Genomic DNA, 17245 nt, shown 5'->3' on the forward strand with positions numbered 1-17245 from the left:
TCCCAGCGGGTTTCCCGTATCAGCAGCCAAGGAAGATCAAAAATCCTCCAACCGCCAAACTTCATAAGCCGGTGTCTCGTAGGGATGGCTCAACTTAAGAGCCGCCACTACCGAGCGAATCAACTCATCGCAAACGACAAGCTCAACCTTCCACTCCTCGACCCGCTCAACCTGCCCAGCCTGACCAATGAACGGCTGACTCCCGTCCAGAGGCCGAAACTGACCAGAGCCAAGCACCTGCCAAGCACAGTGGTCATAGTCACCGATCCGCCCACCACCGGCAGCGAACACAGCGTCCTTGACCACCTCGACATGACTGTCAGGAACAAAAAAACCGAGCTTGTACACGACGCTTAGTTCACCCACACACGAGCATTACGGAACATACGCATCCAAGGTGCGTCTTCGTTCCAGTCTTCCGAACGCCACGAGTTCTGCACGGCACGGAACACACGCTCCGGGTGCGGCATCATGATCGTCACGCGACCGTCGCGGCTGGTGAGGCCGGTGATCCCGCGCGGCGAACCGTTCGGGTTGGCCGGGTAGGCTTCGGTGACCTTGCCGTGGTTGTCGACGAAACGCATCGCCACGCAACCCGACAAATCGGCTTCGAGCAGTGCCTCTTCGCTTTCGAATTCGGCATGGCCTTCACCGTGAGCGATGGCGATCGGCATGCGCGAACCGGCCATGCCCTGCAGGAAGATCGAGTTCGACTCCTGAACCTGAACCATCGCCACGCGCGCTTCGAACTGCTCGGAGCGGTTGCGCACGAAGTGCGGCCAGAACTCGCTGCCCGGGATCAGCTCGTGCAGGTTGGACATCATCTGGCAACCGTTGCACACGCCGAGGGTGAAGCTGTCGTTACGTTCGAAGAAGCCCTGGAACGCATCGCGGGCACGGCTGTTGAACAGTGCGGACTTGGCCCAGCCTTCACCGGCGCCGAGAACGTCGCCGTAGGAGAAACCACCGCAGGCCACCAGACCTTTGAACTCGTTCAGGTCGACGCGGCCGGCCAGAATGTCGCTCATGTGCACGTCGATCGCGTTGAAACCGGCGCGGTCGAACGCAGCCGCCATTTCCACCTGACCGTTGACGCCCTGCTCACGCAGTACCGCAACCTGTGGGCGGATGCCTTTCTTGATGTAAGGCGCGGCGATGTCCTGGTTGACGTCGTAGCTCAGCTTGACGCTCAGGCCCGGGTTGTCTTCTTCCAGCAGCGCATCGAACTCTTGCTCGGCGCAGTCGGCGTTGTCACGCAGACGCTGGATCTGGTAGCTGGTCTCGGCCCACTGACGTTGCAGCAGACGACGCTGGCCTTCGAACACGGTGTCACCGTTGAAGGTGATGTTGATCTGGCCATTGTTGATCGGCTGACCGATCACGGAGACGCAGTCGCCCAGACCGGCCGCGCTGAATTGGGCGAGGATGTCCGGGGTGGCGTCCTGGCGAACCTGGATCACGGCACCCAGTTCTTCGTTGAACAGGATGGCGGCGATTTCAGCGGAGCTTTCGGCAACGCTGTCCAGGTTCAGGCTCAGGCCACAGTGACCGGCAAAGGCCATTTCCACCACGGAGGTCAGCAGACCGCCGTCGGAACGGTCGTGGTACGCCAGCAGGTGACCGTCGGCGTTGAGGCCCTGGATCACGGCGAAGAACGCTTTCAGGTCTTCGGCGTCGTCGACGTCCGGAGCCTGCTTGCCGAGCTTGCCGTGAACCTGGGCGAGGATCGAGGCGCCCATACGGTTCTGACCGCGACCGAGGTCGATCAGGATCAGGTCGGTGGTGCCCTTGTCCATGCGCAGTTCCGGAGTCAGAGTCTGACGGATGTCAGCCACTGGCGCGAAACCGGTCACGATCAGGGACATTGGCGAGGTGACGGTCTTGTCTTCGCCGTTGTCGTTCCAGCGGGTGGCCATGGACATCGAGTCCTTGCCAACCGGAATGGTCAGGCCCAGCTCAGGGCACAGTTCCATGCCGACCGCTTTCACGGTGTCGTACAGACGCGCGTCTTCGCCCGGGTGGCCGGCAGCGGACATCCAGTTCGCCGACAGCTTGATGTCGGAGAGCTTGTTGATGCGCGAGGCAGCAATGTTGGTCAGGGTTTCGCCGATGGCCATGCGGCCCGACGCCGGAGCATCCAGCAGTGCCAGCGGAGTGCGCTCGCCCATCGCCATCGCTTCACCGGTGTAGACGTCGAAGCTGGTGGCGGTGACGGCCACGTCGGCCACTGGAACCTGCCAAGGGCCGACCATCTGGTCACGGGCCACGAGGCCGGTGATGGTGCGGTCGCCGATGGTGATCAGGAAGCTTTTGCTCGCCACGGCCGGGTGGTGCAGGACGCGTTCGATGCTTTCGCCGATGTCGAGGTTCGACGGATCGAAGTCATCGCCCAGCTCGGCTTCGCGAACCACCGAACGGTGCATGCGCGGGGCCTTGCCCAGCAACACTTCCAGTGGCATGTCCACCGGGTTGTTGCCGAAGTGGCTGTCGGTCACGGTCAGTTGCGGCTCGGCGGTGGCTTCACCGACAACGGCAAACGGGCAACGCTCACGTTCGCAGATCGCCTTGAAGCGCTCGAAGTCGGCCGGGCCGACTGCCAGAACGTAACGTTCCTGGGATTCGTTGGACCAGATTTCGTGCGGGGCCATGCCCGGCTCGTCGTTTGGAATGTTGCGCAGTTCGAAACGGCCACCGCGGTCGCCGTCGTTGACCAGTTCCGGGAAGGCGTTGGACAGACCGCCCGCACCCACGTCGTGGATGAAGCTGATCGGGTTCTTGTCGCCCAGCTGCCAGCAACGGTCGATGACTTCCTGGCAGCGACGCTCCATTTCAGGGTTTTCACGCTGAACGGAAGCGAAGTCCAGATCCGCCGAGCTGGTGCCGGTGGCCATGGAGGAGGCAGCGCCGCCGCCCAGACCGATCAGCATCGCCGGGCCGCCGAGCACGATCAGCTTGGAGCCGACCAGAATCTCGCCTTTCTTGACGTGTTCTTCACGGATGTTGCCCATGCCGCCAGCCAGCATGATCGGCTTGTGGTAACCGCGAACTTCGTCACCGTGCGGGGTGGTGATCGATTGTTCGAAGGTACGGAAGTAACCGGTCAGGGCCGGACGGCCGAATTCGTTGTTGAACGCGGCGCCGCCCAGCGGGCCTTCGATCATGATGTCCAGCGCGTTGACGATGCGCTCAGGCTTGCCGTACGGCACTTCCCATGGCTGTTCGAAGCCAGGGATCTGCAGGTTCGACACGGTGAAACCGGTCAGGCCGGCCTTCGGCTTGGCGCCACGGCCGGTTGCACCTTCGTCGCGGATCTCGCCACCGGAACCGGTGGACGCGCCCGGGAACGGAGCGATCGCAGTCGGGTGGTTGTGGGTTTCGACCTTCATCAGGATGTGCACCGGCTCCTGCACCGCGCCGTACTGGCGGGTTTCCGGATCCGGGAAGAAGCGGCCGGCGACGTTGCCGACGATCACCGAGGCGTTGTCCTTGTAAGCGGACAGCACGCCTTCGCTGTGCATCTGATAGGTGTTCTTGATCATGCCGAACAGGCTTTTTTCCTGGCTCTCGCCGTCAATATCCCAACTGGCGTTGAAGATCTTGTGGCGGCAGTGCTCGGAGTTGGCCTGGGCGAACATCATCAGTTCGATGTCGTGCGGGTTGCGCTTGAGACCGTTGAAGGCGTTGACCAGGTAGTCGATCTCGTCTTCGGCCAGGGCCAGGCCCAGTTCGACGTTGGCTTTTTCCAGCGCGGCGCGACCGCCGCCGAGGATGTCGATGGCGGTCAGCGGCTTCGGTTCAGCGTGGCTGAACAGACCGGCGGCCTGCTCGAGGTTGGCCAGAACGATCTGCGTCATGCGGTCATGCAGTACGTCTGCAATCTGCTGCGCTTCGGTTTCGCTGAACTGACCGGCCACGTAGAACGCGATGCCGCGCTCCAGGCGCTGGATCTTGCTCAGGCCGCAGTTGCGGGCGATGTCGCTGGCCTTGCTCGACCATGGCGAGATGGTGCCGAAACGCGGCAACACCAGGAACAGACGACCGGTCGGCTCTTGAACCGGAACGCTTGGACCGTACTTCAGAAGGCGCGCTAGCACCTGCTGTTCGTCGCCGGTCAGGACGCCGGTGACTTCGGCGAAGTGAGCGAATTCAGCATACAGGCCACTGACAGCTGGAACCTTCTGGCTCAGTTGCTCAAGGAGTTTGCTGTGGCGAAAGGCAGAAAGGGCAGGAGCGCCGCACAGGATCAACATCTTCGGGACAGCCTCGGGAAGGGGTGTGCTTTGAGGCCGTGCATTCTAGCCTAAACCGCCCTCAACATCACCCGAAACGCTACGCACGGTTGCACCCGGATGTCGAGTGGTGTTCCTGCCTTGAGGGTCAAATTTATGGGGTGTTGCAAGGCGGGTTATTTTTTCTGTCACAAAATGCCTTTCGGGCCCGTTTCTGCGGGGTTTCGCGCGGTTTTGTGATGCCTAGCAGACAACCCCTCGACTGTCGAGATATGGCGCCCGTTGTCCTTTGCGTATACTGCGCACATGTTTTCCCCAACGGCTTTGCGTCCGCGATACGCCAAATGGCTGATCGCTACCGGACTCTTCCTGATGCTCAGTGGCTGTGTTGATAAACCCAACACACTCGAGCGCGTAAAGGAGGATGGTGTGCTGCGGGTGGTCACCCGAAACAGCCCCGCCACCTACTTTCAGGATCGCAGCGGTGAAACCGGCTTCGAATACGAGCTGGTGAAGCGCTTTGCCGACGATTTGGGGGTCGAGCTGAAGATCGAAACCGCCGACAACCTCGACGACCTGTTCAATCAGGTCGGCAAGCCGAACGGTCCGGTACTGGCGGCCGCCGGCCTGGTCAGCAGCGAACAGCGCAAGAAGCAGGTGCGCTTCTCCCGCTCCTACCTCGAAGTCACCCCGCAGATCATCTATCGCAACGGCCAGTCACGCCCCACCGACGCCGGCGATCTGGTGGGCAAGAAGATCATGGTGCTCAAGGGCAGCACCCACGCCGAACAACTGGCGGAGCTGAAACAGAAATATCCTGGCATCCAGTACGAAGAGTCCGATGCCGTTGAAGTGGTCGACCTGCTGCGTATGGTCGATGAAGGCCAGATCGACCTGACCCTGGTCGATTCCAACGAAGTGGCGATGAACCAGGTGTACTTCACCAACATCCGCGTCGCCTTCGACCTCGGCGACGCGCGCAGCCAGAGCTGGGCCGTGGCCGCCGGCGAAGACAACAGCCTGCTCAACGAGATCAACAGTTACCTGGACAAGGTGCAGAAGAACGGCACCCTGCAACGTCTGAAAGACCGCTATTACGGCCACGTCGACGTCCTCGGCTACATGGGCGCCACCACCTTCGCCCAGCACTTGCAGCAGCGGCTGCCCAAGTACGAACAACACTTCAAGGCCTACGCCAAGAAAGAGAAAGTCGACTGGCGCCTGCTGGCGGCGATCGGTTATCAGGAATCGCTGTGGCAACCGGCAGTCACGTCGAAGACCGGCGTGCGCGGGCTGATGATGCTGACCCAGAACACCGCCCAGGCCATGGGCGTGTCCAACCGCCTCGATCCGAAGCAGAGCATCATGGGTGGCGCCAAGTACCTGGCCTACATGAAGGATCAGCTCGACGAATCGATCCAGGAACCGGATCGCACCTGGTTTGCTCTTGCGGCCTACAACGTCGGCAGCGGTCATCTGGATGACGCACGCAAACTGGCGGCCAAGGAAGGGTTGAACCCGGACAAGTGGCTGGATGTGAAAAAGATCCTGCCGCGCCTGTCGCAGAAGCAGTGGTACAGCAAGACCCGCTACGGCTACGCCCGGGGCGGCGAACCGGTGCATTTCGTGGCGAACATCCGTCGCTACTACGACATCCTCACCTGGGTGACCCAGCCGCAGCTTGAAGGCGATCAGGTGGCCGAGGGCAACCTGCATGTGCCGGGGATCGACAAATCGAAACCGGCTCAAGAGCCCGCCCCGTTGTAACAAACACCCCAAAACAAATGTGGGAGCGAGCCTGCTCGCGAAGGCGTCGTGTCAGCCGACATCATCGTTGACTGATACACCGCTTTCGCGAGCAGGCTCGCTCCCACAGCTTCTTTGTCGAGGCTTAGTGCTTGGCGGCGGCCAGGATCAGCGCTTTCATTTCAGAGACAGCAGACTTGAAGCCTACGAACAACGCGTGCGCCACCAGCGCGTGACCGATGTTCAGCTCGTTGATGCCCTTGATTGCGGCAACCGCCTCGACGTTGTGATAGTGCAGGCCATGGCCGGCATTGACGATCAGGCCCTGGGCCAGACCGAAGGCCACGCCGTCCGCCACACGCTTGAGCTCTTCAGCCACTTCGGCAGGCGTTTCGGCATCGGCGTAACGCCCGGTGTGCAGTTCGATGGCCGGGGCGCCGACGCGCTTCGATGCAGCGATCTGCCGCTCGTCGGCGTCGATAAACAGCGACACTTCGCTGCCGATCTTCGACAGACGTTCGACCGCCACCCTGATCCGCTCTTCCTGCCCCGCCACATCCAGACCGCCTTCGGTGGTCAGCTCCTGACGGGTTTCCGGCACAAGACAGATGTGCGCCGGACGAATACGCTCGGCGAACGCCATCATTTCTTCGGTGACGCCCATTTCGAAGTTCATGCGGGTTTGCAGCACGTCCTTGAGCAGCAGCACGTCACGCTCCTGAATGTGCCGGCGATCTTCGCGCAGGTGCACGGTGATGCCGTCAGCGCCCGCCTCTTCCGCGTCCAGCGCTGCCTTGACCGGATCCGGATAGCGCGTGCCACGGGCCTGACGCAGGGTGGCGACGTGGTCGATGTTCACGCCAAGAAGAATGCGATTGCTGGTGGTCACGGATGCGCTCCTGAATGGAAAGATTCGGCGCACAGCATACGGCGAGATCAGGGCTTGCGAAACAGCTCGCGACTGACGAGGGGACGACCGCCCAGATGCACGGCCAATGCCTGGCGCATCAAGCGCTTGGCGGCGGACAGCGCGCCCGGTGCCGACCAGTCGGCTTCGGCCATGGCCAGCAGTTCGGTGCCGTTGAACAGTCCGGGTTGCAGCAGGTAGACCCGTTCGAGCCCGGCATCCACCTGCAAACGGTATAGGCCATCCGCAGCGATGGGTTCGTCGTTGATGTCGGTGTTCAGGGAAAAGCCATAACCGAGGTCGTCGAGCAGCCGCCATTCGAAGGAGCGCAACAGCGGTTCCAGCGGCCGCCCCTCGGCCAATGCCAGCAACGTGGCAGCGTAATGATCGAACACCGCAGGATGCGGATCTTCGGCGGGCAACAGGCGGATCAACAGCTCATTGAGATACAGGCCACTGAACAGCGCCTCGCCGACCATCCACGTGGCGTTGCCGACACTCTCCATGCGCCCGACGTTCTTCAACTCACCCTTGCCGCGAAACTCCACTTCCAGCGGCACGAACGGCCGCGCCAATGTCCCGGCCTTGCCCCGCGCACTGCGCAACACCGCCCGCAGCCGACCTTGCGGCGTGAGGAAGTCCACCAAGGCGCTGGTTTCGCGGTAGGCGCGCGAATGCAGGACGTAGGCGGGTTGGGCGGGAGGCGGGCTTTGCGACATTGAGTTCTCGATGACGAAACGCAGTTTTACACTCAAACCCAAAACTAATGTGGGAGCGGGCTTGCTCGCGATGAGGGTGTATCAGACAACAAGGGTGTCGACGAAATACCGCTATCGCGAGCAGGCTCGCTCCCACAGTGGGTATCGGTGTTCTCGGGATCAGCGCTTACAGGTCGCCGTAACCCAGCGAACGCAGCGCGCGCTCGTCATCGGACCAGCCGCCCTTCACCTTGACCCACAGGTTGAGCATGATCTTGGAGTCGAACAGCAGCTCCATGTCCTTGCGCGCATCGGTGCCGATGCGCTTGATGCGCTCGCCCTTGTCGCCAATGATGATTTTCTTCTGGCCGTCGCGCTCGACGAGGATCAGCGCATGGATGTGCAGCGTCGCCCCCTGCTGCTTGAACTCTTCGATTTCCACGGTGATCTGGTACGGCAGCTCGGCGCCGAGCTGGCGCATGATCTTCTCGCGCACCAGTTCGGCGGCGAGGAAACGGCTGCTGCGGTCGGTGATCTGGTCTTCCGGGAAGAAGTGATCGTTCTCCGGCAGATGGTCGGCGATGACCTTTTCCAGGGCGTCGAGGTTGTGCCCGTGTTGCGCCGAGATCGGAATGATCTGCGCGTTCGGCAGTTGTTCCTGCAACCACGAAAGGTGCGGCATCAGCTCGGCCTTGTCTTCGATGCGGTCGGTCTTGTTCAGTGCGACGATCAGCGGGCCGGTCACGTACTGCACGCGCTCGAGCACCATCTGGTCTTCTTCGGTCCACTTGGTGCGGTCGACCACGAAGATCACCACGTCGACGTCTTTCAACGCCGCCGAAGCGGTCTTGTTCATGTAGCGGTTCAGGGCTTTTTCGCCACCCTTGTGCATGCCGGGGGTGTCGACGTAGATCGCCTGCACATCGCCCTCGGTCTTGATCCCGAGCATGTTGTGGCGAGTGGTCTGCGGCTTGCGCGAGGTGATCGCCAGCTTCTGGCCGAGGATGTGGTTCAGCAGCGTGGACTTGCCCACGTTGGGACGGCCGACGATGGCAACATAGCCACAGCGCGTTGCGTTTGTATCAGTCATTGCCATTCTCCACACCCAGGGCAATCAGTGCTGCGGCGGCCGCTACCTGTTCGGCAATGCGACGGCTCACACCCTGACCCCGGCTTTTTTCATTCAATAGGACAACTTCGCACTCGACGAAGAAGGTACGGCAGTGCGGCTCGCCCTGGATATCCACCACTTCATAACGCGGCAATTCGCAGCCGCGCGATTGCAGGAATTCCTGCAGGCGGGTCTTGGGATCCTTGTTGGTGTCGACCAGCGTCAGGCCTTCGAACTCGCCGGCCAGCCAGGCCAGTACGCGCTCGCGGGCGACTTCCATGCCGGCGTCGAGGTAGATCGCACCGATCAGTGCTTCAAGGGCGTCGGCCAGAATAGACTCGCGACGGAAACCGCCGCTCTTCAACTCGCCAGAACCCAGACGCAGGTAATCGCCCAGATCGAAACCGCGGGCCAGCACCGCCAGCGTCTCACCTTTTACCAGCCGTGCGCGCAAACGCGACAACTGGCCTTCGCGCGCCAGCGGGAAACGGTCGAACAAGGCTTCGCCGGCAACAAAGTTGAGGATCGCATCGCCGAGGAATTCCAGACGCTCGTTGTTGCGTCCGGCAAAGCTGCGGTGCGTAAGGGCCAGGACCATCAGTTCCTGGTCCTTGAAGGTGTAACCGAGCTGACGCTCGAGACGGCTTAGAGAAACGCTCACGGTTTACCCACGCTGAGTTCGTGGCTGGATTCCACTGCCATCGCCGGGATACGGCGCAGGCCTGGGACAATTAACGCTGTGTTCAAAAATGACGTCCTGAATATCGTGGCTTCATGCCCCGGAGCCGGTTGTGCCGACGCCAGAAATGCATTCGGCGCTGTGGTCAACAGCGCCGTGTTTGTTTACTTGATCAGGCCGACCCGCGAGAAGTTCGGCAGGTGGCTGAGTTTCGGTTCCGGCCAGCTCATCCAGACCGCGAAGGCCTTGCCGACGATGTTCTGGTCGGGAACCATGCCCAGCAGATCCTTGGGAATGTTCGGATCATCCCAGTAGCGACTGTCGTTCGAATTGTCGCGGTTGTCGCCCATCATGAAGTAGTGCCCGGCCGGCACGGTCCAGGTATGGTCCGGCGTGGCGCGGTAGCGGCTCATTTCCTTGCGGATCAGGTGCTCGGCGGCGCCGAGTTTTTCCTTGTAGAGTTCCGCGCTGCCCAGCGTACCCGGCTCGGAGCCGACCAGTTGCTCGGCAATCGACTCGCCGTTGACAAACAGGCGCTTGTCGGCGGTGTACCGCACGGTATCGCCCGGCAGGCCGACTACACGCTTGATGTAGTTGACGTTGGGGTCGCTCGGGTAGCGGAACACCATCACATCGCCGCGCTGCGGGTCACCGACTTCGATGATCTTCTTGTCGATCACCGGCAAACGGATCCCGTAGGAAAACTTGTTCACCAGAATGAAGTCGCCGACGTCCAGGGTCGGTTTCATCGAGCCGGACGGAATCTGGAACGGTTCCACCAGGAACGAACGCAGCACCAGGACGATGAACAGCACCGGGAAGAACGACTTGCCGTACTCGACCAGCAGCGGTTCCTTGTTCAGCTTCTCGACCACCACCACGTCAGGCTGGCTGACGCTGCCCTGATAGGAGGCGATGGCGGCACGCCGACGCGGTGCCAGGATCAACAGATCGAGCAACGCCAACAGACCGCAGACGAACACGGCAATGACCAGCAACAGCGGGAAATTTAGTGACATAGGACCTGACTATTCCAACCTGAGCACGGCGAGGAAGGCTTCTTGTGGAATTTCCACGTTGCCGACCTGTTTCATGCGTTTCTTACCGGCCTTCTGCTTCTCAAGCAGTTTTTTCTTACGGCTGACGTCGCCGCCGTAGCACTTGGCCAATACGTTCTTTCTGAGTGCCTTGACGGTTGTCCGGGCGACGATCTGACCGCCAATGGCAGCCTGGATGGCCACGTCGAACATCTGACGAGGAATCAGTTCTTTCATCTTCTCGGTCAACTGGCGACCTTTGAAGTGCGAATTGTCACGGTGCACGATCAACGCCAGAGCGTCGACCTTGTCGCCGTTGATCAGCACGTCCAGTTTCACCAGATTAGCCGATTGGTAACGATCGAAATGGTAGTCCAGCGAAGCATAGCCGCGGCTGGTGGATTTCAGACGATCGAAGAAGTCCAGGACCACTTCGTTCATCGGAAGGTCGTAGGTCACTTGCACCTGATTGCCGAGGAACAGCATGTCGACCTGCACACCGCGTTTCTCGATGCACAGAGTGATGACGTTGCCCAGATGCTCCTGCGGTACCAGGATGTTGGCGCGCACGATCGGCTCGCGCATGTCTTCGATCGACGAGACGTCCGGCAGCTTCGACGGGTTATCGACGTAAATCGTTTCACCGGTTTTCAGCACCAGTTCGAAGATTACCGTCGGCGCCGTGGTGATCAGGTCCAGGTCGTATTCGCGCTCCAGGCGCTCCTGGATGATTTCCATGTGCAGCATGCCGAGGAAGCCACAACGGAAGCCGAAGCCCAGCGCGTCGGAGCTTTCCGGCGTGTATTGCAGCGACGAGTCGTTCAGGGTCAGTTTCTGCAGCGCTTCGCGGAAGTCCTCGAAGTCGTCGGAACTGACCGGGAACAGACCGGCGTAAACCTGTGGCTGGATGCGCTTGAAGCCTGGCAGTACCGGAACGTCCGGAGTGGAGCTCAGGGTCAGAGTGTCACCGACCGGCGCACCGTGAATGTCCTTGATGCTCGCGATGATGAAGCCCACTTCGCCGGCCTTCAGGTCAGCGGTGGCGGTGTGTTTCGGGTTGAACACGCCAACGCTGTCGACCAGATGCACCTTGCCGGTGGACTTCACCAGAATCTTGTCGCCCTTCTTCACGCGGCCATGACGCACACGCACCAGGGAGACAACACCCAGGTAGTTGTCGAACCAGGAGTCAATGATCAACGCTTGCAGCGGATCTTCGATGTTGCCGGTCGGCGCAGGAATGGTAGCGACCAGACGCTCGAGCACTTCGTCGACACCCAGGCCGGTCTTGGCGCTGCAGGTAACGGCGTCGGTGGCGTCGATGCCGATGATCTTCTCGATCTCGTCCTTGACGCGGTCAGGCTCGGCCTGTGGAAGGTCGATCTTGTTCAGCACCGGCATGACCTCGAGGCCCTGCTCGATGGCGGTGTAGCAGTTGGCCACGGACTGGGCTTCAACGCCCTGCCCCGCATCGACCACCAGCAACGCACCTTCACAGGCCGCCAGGGAACGGCTGACTTCGTAGGTGAAGTCGACGTGGCCCGGGGTGTCAATGAAGTTCAGCTGGTAGGTGACGCCGTCTTTGGCCTTGTAATAGAGGGTAACGCTGTGGGCCTTGATGGTGATCCCGCGTTCGCGCTCCAGATCCATGGAATCCAGTACCTGGGCTTCCATTTCACGCTCGGCCAGGCCACCGCACATCTGGATGAAACGGTCAGCCAGCGTCGACTTGCCATGGTCAATGTGGGCGATGATGGAGAAATTGCGGATATGACTCAAATCACTCACGGATCAACACTCAAAAAGGCTGCAGGCTTGGCCCGCCGAAAAATAGCCGGGAATTGTACCTGATACACGGCGCAAGCGTCACGTTCACCTGTCACCCGGATTGCATGCAAAAACGCCCCGGTCTGTCGACCGAGGCGTTTTCAAGGCTAAAGCGTGGGTGAAACCTTGTTCATCAACCGGCTCGGCGCAACAGCCAGACACCTGCCAGCGCACACACGCCAGCCGGCACCAGCACCGCGAACAGCGGCGAGAAGCCGAACACCAAACTGGATGGGCCCAGCAGATCCTGAACGATGCGGAAGGTGAAACCCACCAGCACGCCGGTGAACACCCGCTGACCGAGGGTCACCGAACGCAGCGGACCGAAGATGAAGGAGATCGCCATCAGCACCAGCGCAGCGGTCACCAGCGGCTGCAACACCTTGACCCAAAATGCCAGCCAGTAACGACCGTTGCTCAGGCCCTGATCGGCCAGATAGTGAATGTAACCCCACAGGCCGGTGATCGACAGCGACTCCGGCGCCATCACCACGGTGCTCAGCAGTTGCGGGCTCAGGGAGACATCCCAGCGCTCGACCGGCGTATTGACCACTTCGGTGCTGCGCTCGTGGAATTTGGTGGTGGTCACGTCGGTGAGCTGCCAGTGATCGGTGTCGAACTCGGCGCGCTTGGCGAAGCTCGAGCTCAGCAGATGGCGCTCCTTGTCGAAGTGATAGCGGGTCACGCCGTACAGACGACCGTTGGGTTGCACGGAGTTGATGTGAATGAACTCCTCGCCCTGACGGTGCCACATGCCATGCTTGGCGCTCTGCGCGTCGCCGCTGCCTTGCGCCAGCGAGCGGTTGGCCTGAGCCATGCTTTCGGTGGCCGGTGCCACGTACTCGCCGATCAGCACGCCGGCCAGCATCAGCACCAGCATTGGCTTCATCACCGCCCAGACGATGCGCCCGATGGACACACCGGCGGCGCGCATCACGGTCAGCTCACTGCTGCTCGCCAGACTGCCGAGGCCGATCAGGCAGCCGATCAGCGCCGCCATCGGCAGCATGTCGTAGAGCCGACGCGGCGCGGTCAGGAGCACAAAGCTCAGGACATCGACCAGGGTGTAGGTGTCACTGACATCGCCCATCTCGTCGATGAACGCAAACAAGGTGGCCAGGCCGAGAATGATCGCCAGCACTGCGATGATCGCGATGAACACGCTGCTGCCGATATAGCGGTCGAGTTTAACCACGGGCCACCTCCAGCGCTGCGCTGCGACGGCTGGCCAGTTTCAAGCGCAGAGGCTCCCAGTACAGCAGGCCGAGACCGATGACCAGGAAGATCGCGTGCACCCACCACAAGCCGAGCGCCGGTGGAATCTTGCCTTTCTCGAGGGCGCCGCGGGCGGCAATCAGGATGGTCAGGTAAGCCATATAAAGAAGAATCGCCGGCAGCAGCTTGAGGAAACGCCCCTGACGCGGGTTGACCCGCGACAGCGGCACCGCCATCAGGGTCACGATGAACACCAGCAGCGGCAGCGACAGACGCCATTGCAGTTCGGTTTTCGAGCGAATGTCGTCGCTGCCCAGCAGGGACGAGGTCGGCATGGCGTCACGGTCGGTGACTTCCTCGCTGACATCCGGCTTGGGCAACAGCACGCCGTAGGTTTCGTAGTGGATGGCGCGGTAGTTGGCCTGACCCGGGCTGCCGTCGTAGCGGTAACCGTTGTCGAGGATCAGGTAACGGTTGCCGTCGGGACGCACTTCCTGACGACCTTTCTCCGCCACCAGCACGGAAATCCCGCGATCTTTCTGGTTGGCGCCGAGGTTCTTCTGCGAAATGAACACGCTGCCAAGGTTGACCCGATCGTCGCTCAGGGTTTCGGTGTAGGTCACCCGCGTACCGTCGCGCAGGGCCTGGAAGCGGCCGGGTTCGAGGGTGTCGAACTCAGTCAGGGCGTCCTGCTTGTTCAGCAGCAGCTGGAACTGGTTGGCGCCTTGCGGGGCCAGGCTCAGGCTCAGCCAGGCAACCACCAGTGCCACCAGAGTGGCCGGGAACAGGGTCATGCGAAACAGACGCTGCTGGCTCATGCCGGTGGCCGAGAGCACGGTCATCTCGCTTTCCAGGTACAACCGGCCGTACGCCAGCAGGATCCCGAGAAACAGGCCCAGTGGCAGGATCAGTTGCAGGAAGCCCGGCAGACGGAAGCCCATGATCAGGAACAGTGATCCCGGATCGAGCTGGCCCGCAGCGGCCTGGGCAAGGTATTTGATGAAGCGACCGCTCATGATGATGACCAGCAGCACGGCGCTTACCGCACTCAGGGTCAACAGGACTTCGCGGGACAGATAACGGAAGACGATCAAACCAGACACTCCAGGGTTGTCAGGCTAAGGCGGCCAAACAAGCAAACGTATCGACGGGCCCGCAAGGCAGAGCCGTCGAAAAAAGATGCGGCATTATCCTGTGATTGAGGGCGCCTGTCACTGCGCACACTCACGCAAGCATGCAATCCGTTGAAGATCGTACAACCGAGGGTTGTCAGGCGCGGTGAGCGAGGTTCAAACTGCCGCCTCTGTCGCAGGCACTGGCCTGCGCCTCTTCTCTCTATAAGCAGGCGACGGCGGACACGTCGAACGCCTGCGTGTTGACCATTCATTCAGGGATCCGGACATGGAACTGGTTGTAAAAAGCGTTAGCCCAGAAACGTTGAAAACCGCCACCCTGGTGGTTGCCGTCGGCGAAGGCCGCAAACTCGGTGTTGCCGCCAGGCAGGTCGACGAACTGAGCGGCGGCGCCATCAGCGCCGTGCTCAAGCGTGGCGACCTGGCCGGCAAGGTCGGCCAGAGCCTGTTGCTGCACAGCCTGCCGAACCTGAAAGCCGAACGCGTGCTGCTGGTCGGCGTGGGCAAGGATGAAGAACTGGGCGACCGTCCGTTCCGCAAGATCGTCGCCGGCATCCTCAACACGCTTAAAGGCCTGGGTGGCAGCGACGCCGTGCTGGCACTCGATGAAATCATCGTCAAAAACCGCGACAGCTACGGCAAGACCCGTCTGCTGGCCGAAACCCTGGTCGATGGCGAATACACCTTCGACCAGTTCAAGAGCCAGAAAGCCGAACCGCGCGCCCTGAAGAAAATCACCCTGCTGACCATCAAGGCCGCTCAGGCCGAAGTGCAACGCGCCGTGAACCACGCTACCGCGATCGCCAACGGCATGGCATTCACCCGTAACCTGGGCAACCTGCCGCCGAACATCTGCCACCCGACCTTCCTCGGCGAGCAAGCCAAGAACCTCGGTAAAGAGTTCAAGGATCTGAAAGTCGAAGTCCTCGACGAGAAGAAGATCAAGTCGCTGGGCATGGGTTCGTTCTACGCCGTCGGCCAGGGCAGCGCCCAGCCGCCGCGCCTGATCGTCATGCAATACAACGGCGGCAAGAAATCCGAGAAGCCGTACGCGCTGGTCGGTAAAGGCATCACCTTCGACACCGGCGGCATCAGCCTGAAGCCGGGCGCCGGCATGGACGAGATGAAGTACGACATGGGTGGCGCCGCCAGCGTGTTCGGTACCCTGCGCGCCGTGCTGGAACTGAAACTGCCGATCAACCTGGTGTGCATCCTGGCTTGCGCCGAGAACATGCCGAGCGGCACTGCTTCGCGTCCGGGCGACATCGTCACCACCATGAGCGGCCAGACCGTGGAAATCCTCAACACCGACGCCGAAGGCCGTCTGGTGCTGTGCGACGCCCTGACCTACTCCGAGCGCTTCAAGCCGCAGGCGGTGATCGACATCGCCACCCTGACCGGTGCCTGCGTCGTTGCGCTGGGCGCCCACACGTCGGGCCTGCTGGGCAACAACGACGAGCTGATCGAGCAACTGCTGAGCGCCGGCAAGGCTGCCGACGACCGCGCCTGGCAACTGCCGCTGTTCGATGAATACCAGGAGCAACTGGACAGCCCGTTCGCCGACATTGCCAACATCGGCGGACCGAAGGCCGGCACCATCACCGCCGCCTGCTTCCTGTCGCGCTTCACCAAAAACCTGAACTGGGCGCACCTGGACATCGCCGGCACCGCCTGGACCAGCGGCGGCAAGGACAAGGGCGCCACTGGCCGTCCGGTTCCGTTGCTGACTCAATACCTGCTGGATCGCGCCAAAGCCTGAAACCGATGAACCTGGGCGGCGCTGCCTTCGGGCGGCGCCGTTCAAGGCTCAGGAACCGCAATGACCAAAGTCGACTTTTATATCCTGCCCAGTGCCGATCCTTCGGCGCGTCTGGATTTTGCCTGCAAGCTCACTGACAAGGCTTGGCGCATGGGCCATCGCATCTACCTGCATTGCAGCGATGCCGCCCAGCGTGATGATCTCGATGCGCGACTGTGGGCGTTCAAGGGCGAAACCTTCGTGCCTCACGGCCCGGCTGAGAGCGAACCGGAAGGACTGATCGTGTTGGGACTGGGCGATGACTGCGGCCAGCACGCAGACTTGCTGGTCAACCTCGACCTGAAAGTCCCGGTTTTCGCCAACAAATTCGCCCGGGTGGCGGAGGTTGTGGTGGAAGATCCGGCGATTCGCACTGCGGCGCGGGAGAGTTTCCGTTTCTACCGCGAACAGGGCTATCCTCTGCAAGACCACCGTTTACAGCGACTCTGAGTACGCCGATGGACACTCCAAAACCGCTGCAAAAACCCGCGCATCTGCTGGATGACCTTGAGTCCATCCGCCAGTTGCTCGGCGATGACAACCTGCAACCGCCGCTCTTGACCGACACGGTCGATGATGGCGAACAGGAACAGATTCCGATGTTGTTCGATTCGGTCGACAACACGCCGCACGCCGTCGAAGCTGCACCCGCGCCGACGCCACCCCCGCAACCTGCCGCTGCACCTGTGGATAAAGGTCCCGACGCTATCCTGCACCTGGACAGCGAACTGCGCGCTGCTGCGCAATTGATCATGCAGGACGTGATCGACGATTTCGCGCCGCACATCGAAACCGAAATCAAACGTCGCCTCGAGGCGCGGATGGAACGGCTTCTCGGCCAGTACGAATAATTCCCTGATCTCCT

Annotated in this window: 14 protein-coding genes; 4 read left to right on the forward strand and 10 right to left on the reverse strand. The window is 61.3% G+C overall.

What is annotated here, in order from left to right; all coding sequences use genetic code 11:
* Positions 1-36: 36 nt before the first annotated feature.
* Both ACKUG4_RS07445 and purL read right to left on the reverse strand, forming a co-directional pair.
* On the reverse strand, positions 37-348 hold the full coding sequence (locus ACKUG4_RS07445; RefSeq protein WP_064593592.1) for a YqfO family protein: 312 nt from the start codon (positions 346-348) through the stop codon (positions 37-39).
* 5 nt (positions 349-353) lie between these two features.
* On the reverse strand, positions 354-4250 hold the full coding sequence (gene purL / locus ACKUG4_RS07450) for a phosphoribosylformylglycinamidine synthase (protein ID WP_445433737.1): 3897 nt from the start codon (positions 4248-4250) through the stop codon (positions 354-356).
* Positions 4251-4535: 285 nt separating this feature from the next.
* Between purL and mltF the strand changes: the two genes are divergently transcribed.
* A complete protein-coding gene (mltF, locus tag ACKUG4_RS07455) occupies positions 4536-5996 on the forward strand; it encodes a membrane-bound lytic murein transglycosylase MltF (protein WP_011332593.1) in 1461 nt (486 codons plus the stop codon).
* Positions 5997-6120: 124 nt separating this feature from the next.
* Here mltF and pdxJ read toward each other — a convergent pair whose 3' ends face one another.
* The 8 genes from pdxJ to lptF form a co-directional block, all read right to left on the reverse strand.
* The gene (pdxJ, locus tag ACKUG4_RS07460) at positions 6121-6864 is read right to left on the reverse strand and encodes a pyridoxine 5'-phosphate synthase (protein WP_445433738.1); all 744 of its coding nucleotides are present in this window, start codon (positions 6862-6864) and stop codon (positions 6121-6123) included.
* A gap of 47 nt (positions 6865-6911) precedes the next feature.
* The gene (recO, locus tag ACKUG4_RS07465) at positions 6912-7601 is read right to left on the reverse strand and encodes a DNA repair protein RecO (RefSeq protein WP_039769514.1); all 690 of its coding nucleotides are present in this window, start codon (positions 7599-7601) and stop codon (positions 6912-6914) included.
* A gap of 166 nt (positions 7602-7767) precedes the next feature.
* Positions 7768-8670, reverse strand: coding sequence for a GTPase Era (era, locus tag ACKUG4_RS07470; RefSeq protein WP_445433739.1), 903 nt, complete (start codon positions 8668-8670; stop codon positions 7768-7770).
* Positions 8663-9352: a ribonuclease III gene (gene rnc / locus ACKUG4_RS07475; protein WP_011332589.1), complete on the reverse strand. Its 690-nt coding sequence runs from the start codon at positions 9350-9352 to the stop codon at positions 8663-8665. Before rnc ends, era begins: the two co-directional genes overlap by 8 nt.
* Before the next feature lie 182 nt (positions 9353-9534).
* A complete protein-coding gene (gene lepB, locus ACKUG4_RS07480; RefSeq protein WP_064382430.1) occupies positions 9535-10389 on the reverse strand; it encodes a signal peptidase I in 855 nt (284 codons plus the stop codon).
* A gap of 9 nt (positions 10390-10398) precedes the next feature.
* Complete coding sequence (gene lepA / locus ACKUG4_RS07485) at positions 10399-12195, reverse strand: translation elongation factor 4 (protein ID WP_039769508.1); 1797 nt, start codon at positions 12193-12195, stop codon at positions 10399-10401.
* 172 nt (positions 12196-12367) lie between these two features.
* On the reverse strand, positions 12368-13429 hold the full coding sequence (gene lptG / locus ACKUG4_RS07490) for an LPS export ABC transporter permease LptG (RefSeq protein WP_085688950.1): 1062 nt from the start codon (positions 13427-13429) through the stop codon (positions 12368-12370).
* The gene (gene lptF, locus ACKUG4_RS07495) at positions 13422-14543 is read right to left on the reverse strand and encodes an LPS export ABC transporter permease LptF (protein WP_064593584.1); all 1122 of its coding nucleotides are present in this window, start codon (positions 14541-14543) and stop codon (positions 13422-13424) included. The genes lptG and lptF overlap by 8 nt, the downstream gene beginning before the upstream one ends.
* A 307-nt stretch (positions 14544-14850) precedes the next feature.
* On the opposite strand from lptF, the gene ACKUG4_RS07500 reads away from it, so the two are divergent.
* Genes ACKUG4_RS07500 through ACKUG4_RS07510 form a run of 3 tightly spaced genes read left to right on the forward strand, consistent with a single transcriptional unit; the run spans position 14851 to position 17231 of the window.
* On the forward strand, positions 14851-16341 hold the full coding sequence (locus ACKUG4_RS07500; RefSeq protein ID WP_047292705.1) for a leucyl aminopeptidase: 1491 nt from the start codon (positions 14851-14853) through the stop codon (positions 16339-16341).
* Positions 16342-16401: 60 nt separating this feature from the next.
* On the forward strand, positions 16402-16830 hold the full coding sequence (locus tag ACKUG4_RS07505) for a DNA polymerase III subunit chi (RefSeq protein WP_064593578.1): 429 nt from the start codon (positions 16402-16404) through the stop codon (positions 16828-16830).
* 8 nt (positions 16831-16838) lie between these two features.
* Positions 16839-17231, forward strand: coding sequence for a hypothetical protein (locus tag ACKUG4_RS07510; protein WP_064593575.1), 393 nt, complete (start codon positions 16839-16841; stop codon positions 17229-17231).
* The last annotated feature ends 14 nt before the right edge of the window (positions 17232-17245 follow it).

Source organism: Candidatus Pseudomonas auctus, from assembly GCF_048654275.1.
Classification (GTDB): domain Bacteria; phylum Pseudomonadota; class Gammaproteobacteria; order Pseudomonadales; family Pseudomonadaceae; genus Aquipseudomonas; species Aquipseudomonas pharyngis.

What these genes read in the sequence shown, in the direction of transcription:
- mltF (WP_011332593.1), top strand. Translation starts at nt 4,536, where the DNA reads ATGTTTTCCCCAACGGCTTTGCGTCCGCGATACGCCAAATGGCTGATC.
- ACKUG4_RS07505 (WP_064593578.1), top strand. Translation starts at nt 16,402, where the DNA reads ATGACCAAAGTCGACTTTTATATCCTGCCCAGTGCCGATCCTTCGGCG.
- era (WP_445433739.1), bottom strand. Translation starts at nt 8,670, where the DNA reads ATGACTGATACAAACGCAACGCGCTGTGGCTATGTTGCCATCGTCGGC.
- ACKUG4_RS07510 (WP_064593575.1), top strand. Translation starts at nt 16,839, where the DNA reads ATGGACACTCCAAAACCGCTGCAAAAACCCGCGCATCTGCTGGATGAC.
- recO (WP_039769514.1), bottom strand. Translation starts at nt 7,601, where the DNA reads ATGTCGCAAAGCCCGCCTCCCGCCCAACCCGCCTACGTCCTGCATTCG.
- ACKUG4_RS07500 (WP_047292705.1), top strand. Translation starts at nt 14,851, where the DNA reads ATGGAACTGGTTGTAAAAAGCGTTAGCCCAGAAACGTTGAAAACCGCC.
- purL (WP_445433737.1), bottom strand. Translation starts at nt 4,250, where the DNA reads ATGTTGATCCTGTGCGGCGCTCCTGCCCTTTCTGCCTTTCGCCACAGC.
- lepB (WP_064382430.1), bottom strand. Translation starts at nt 10,389, where the DNA reads ATGTCACTAAATTTCCCGCTGTTGCTGGTCATTGCCGTGTTCGTCTGC.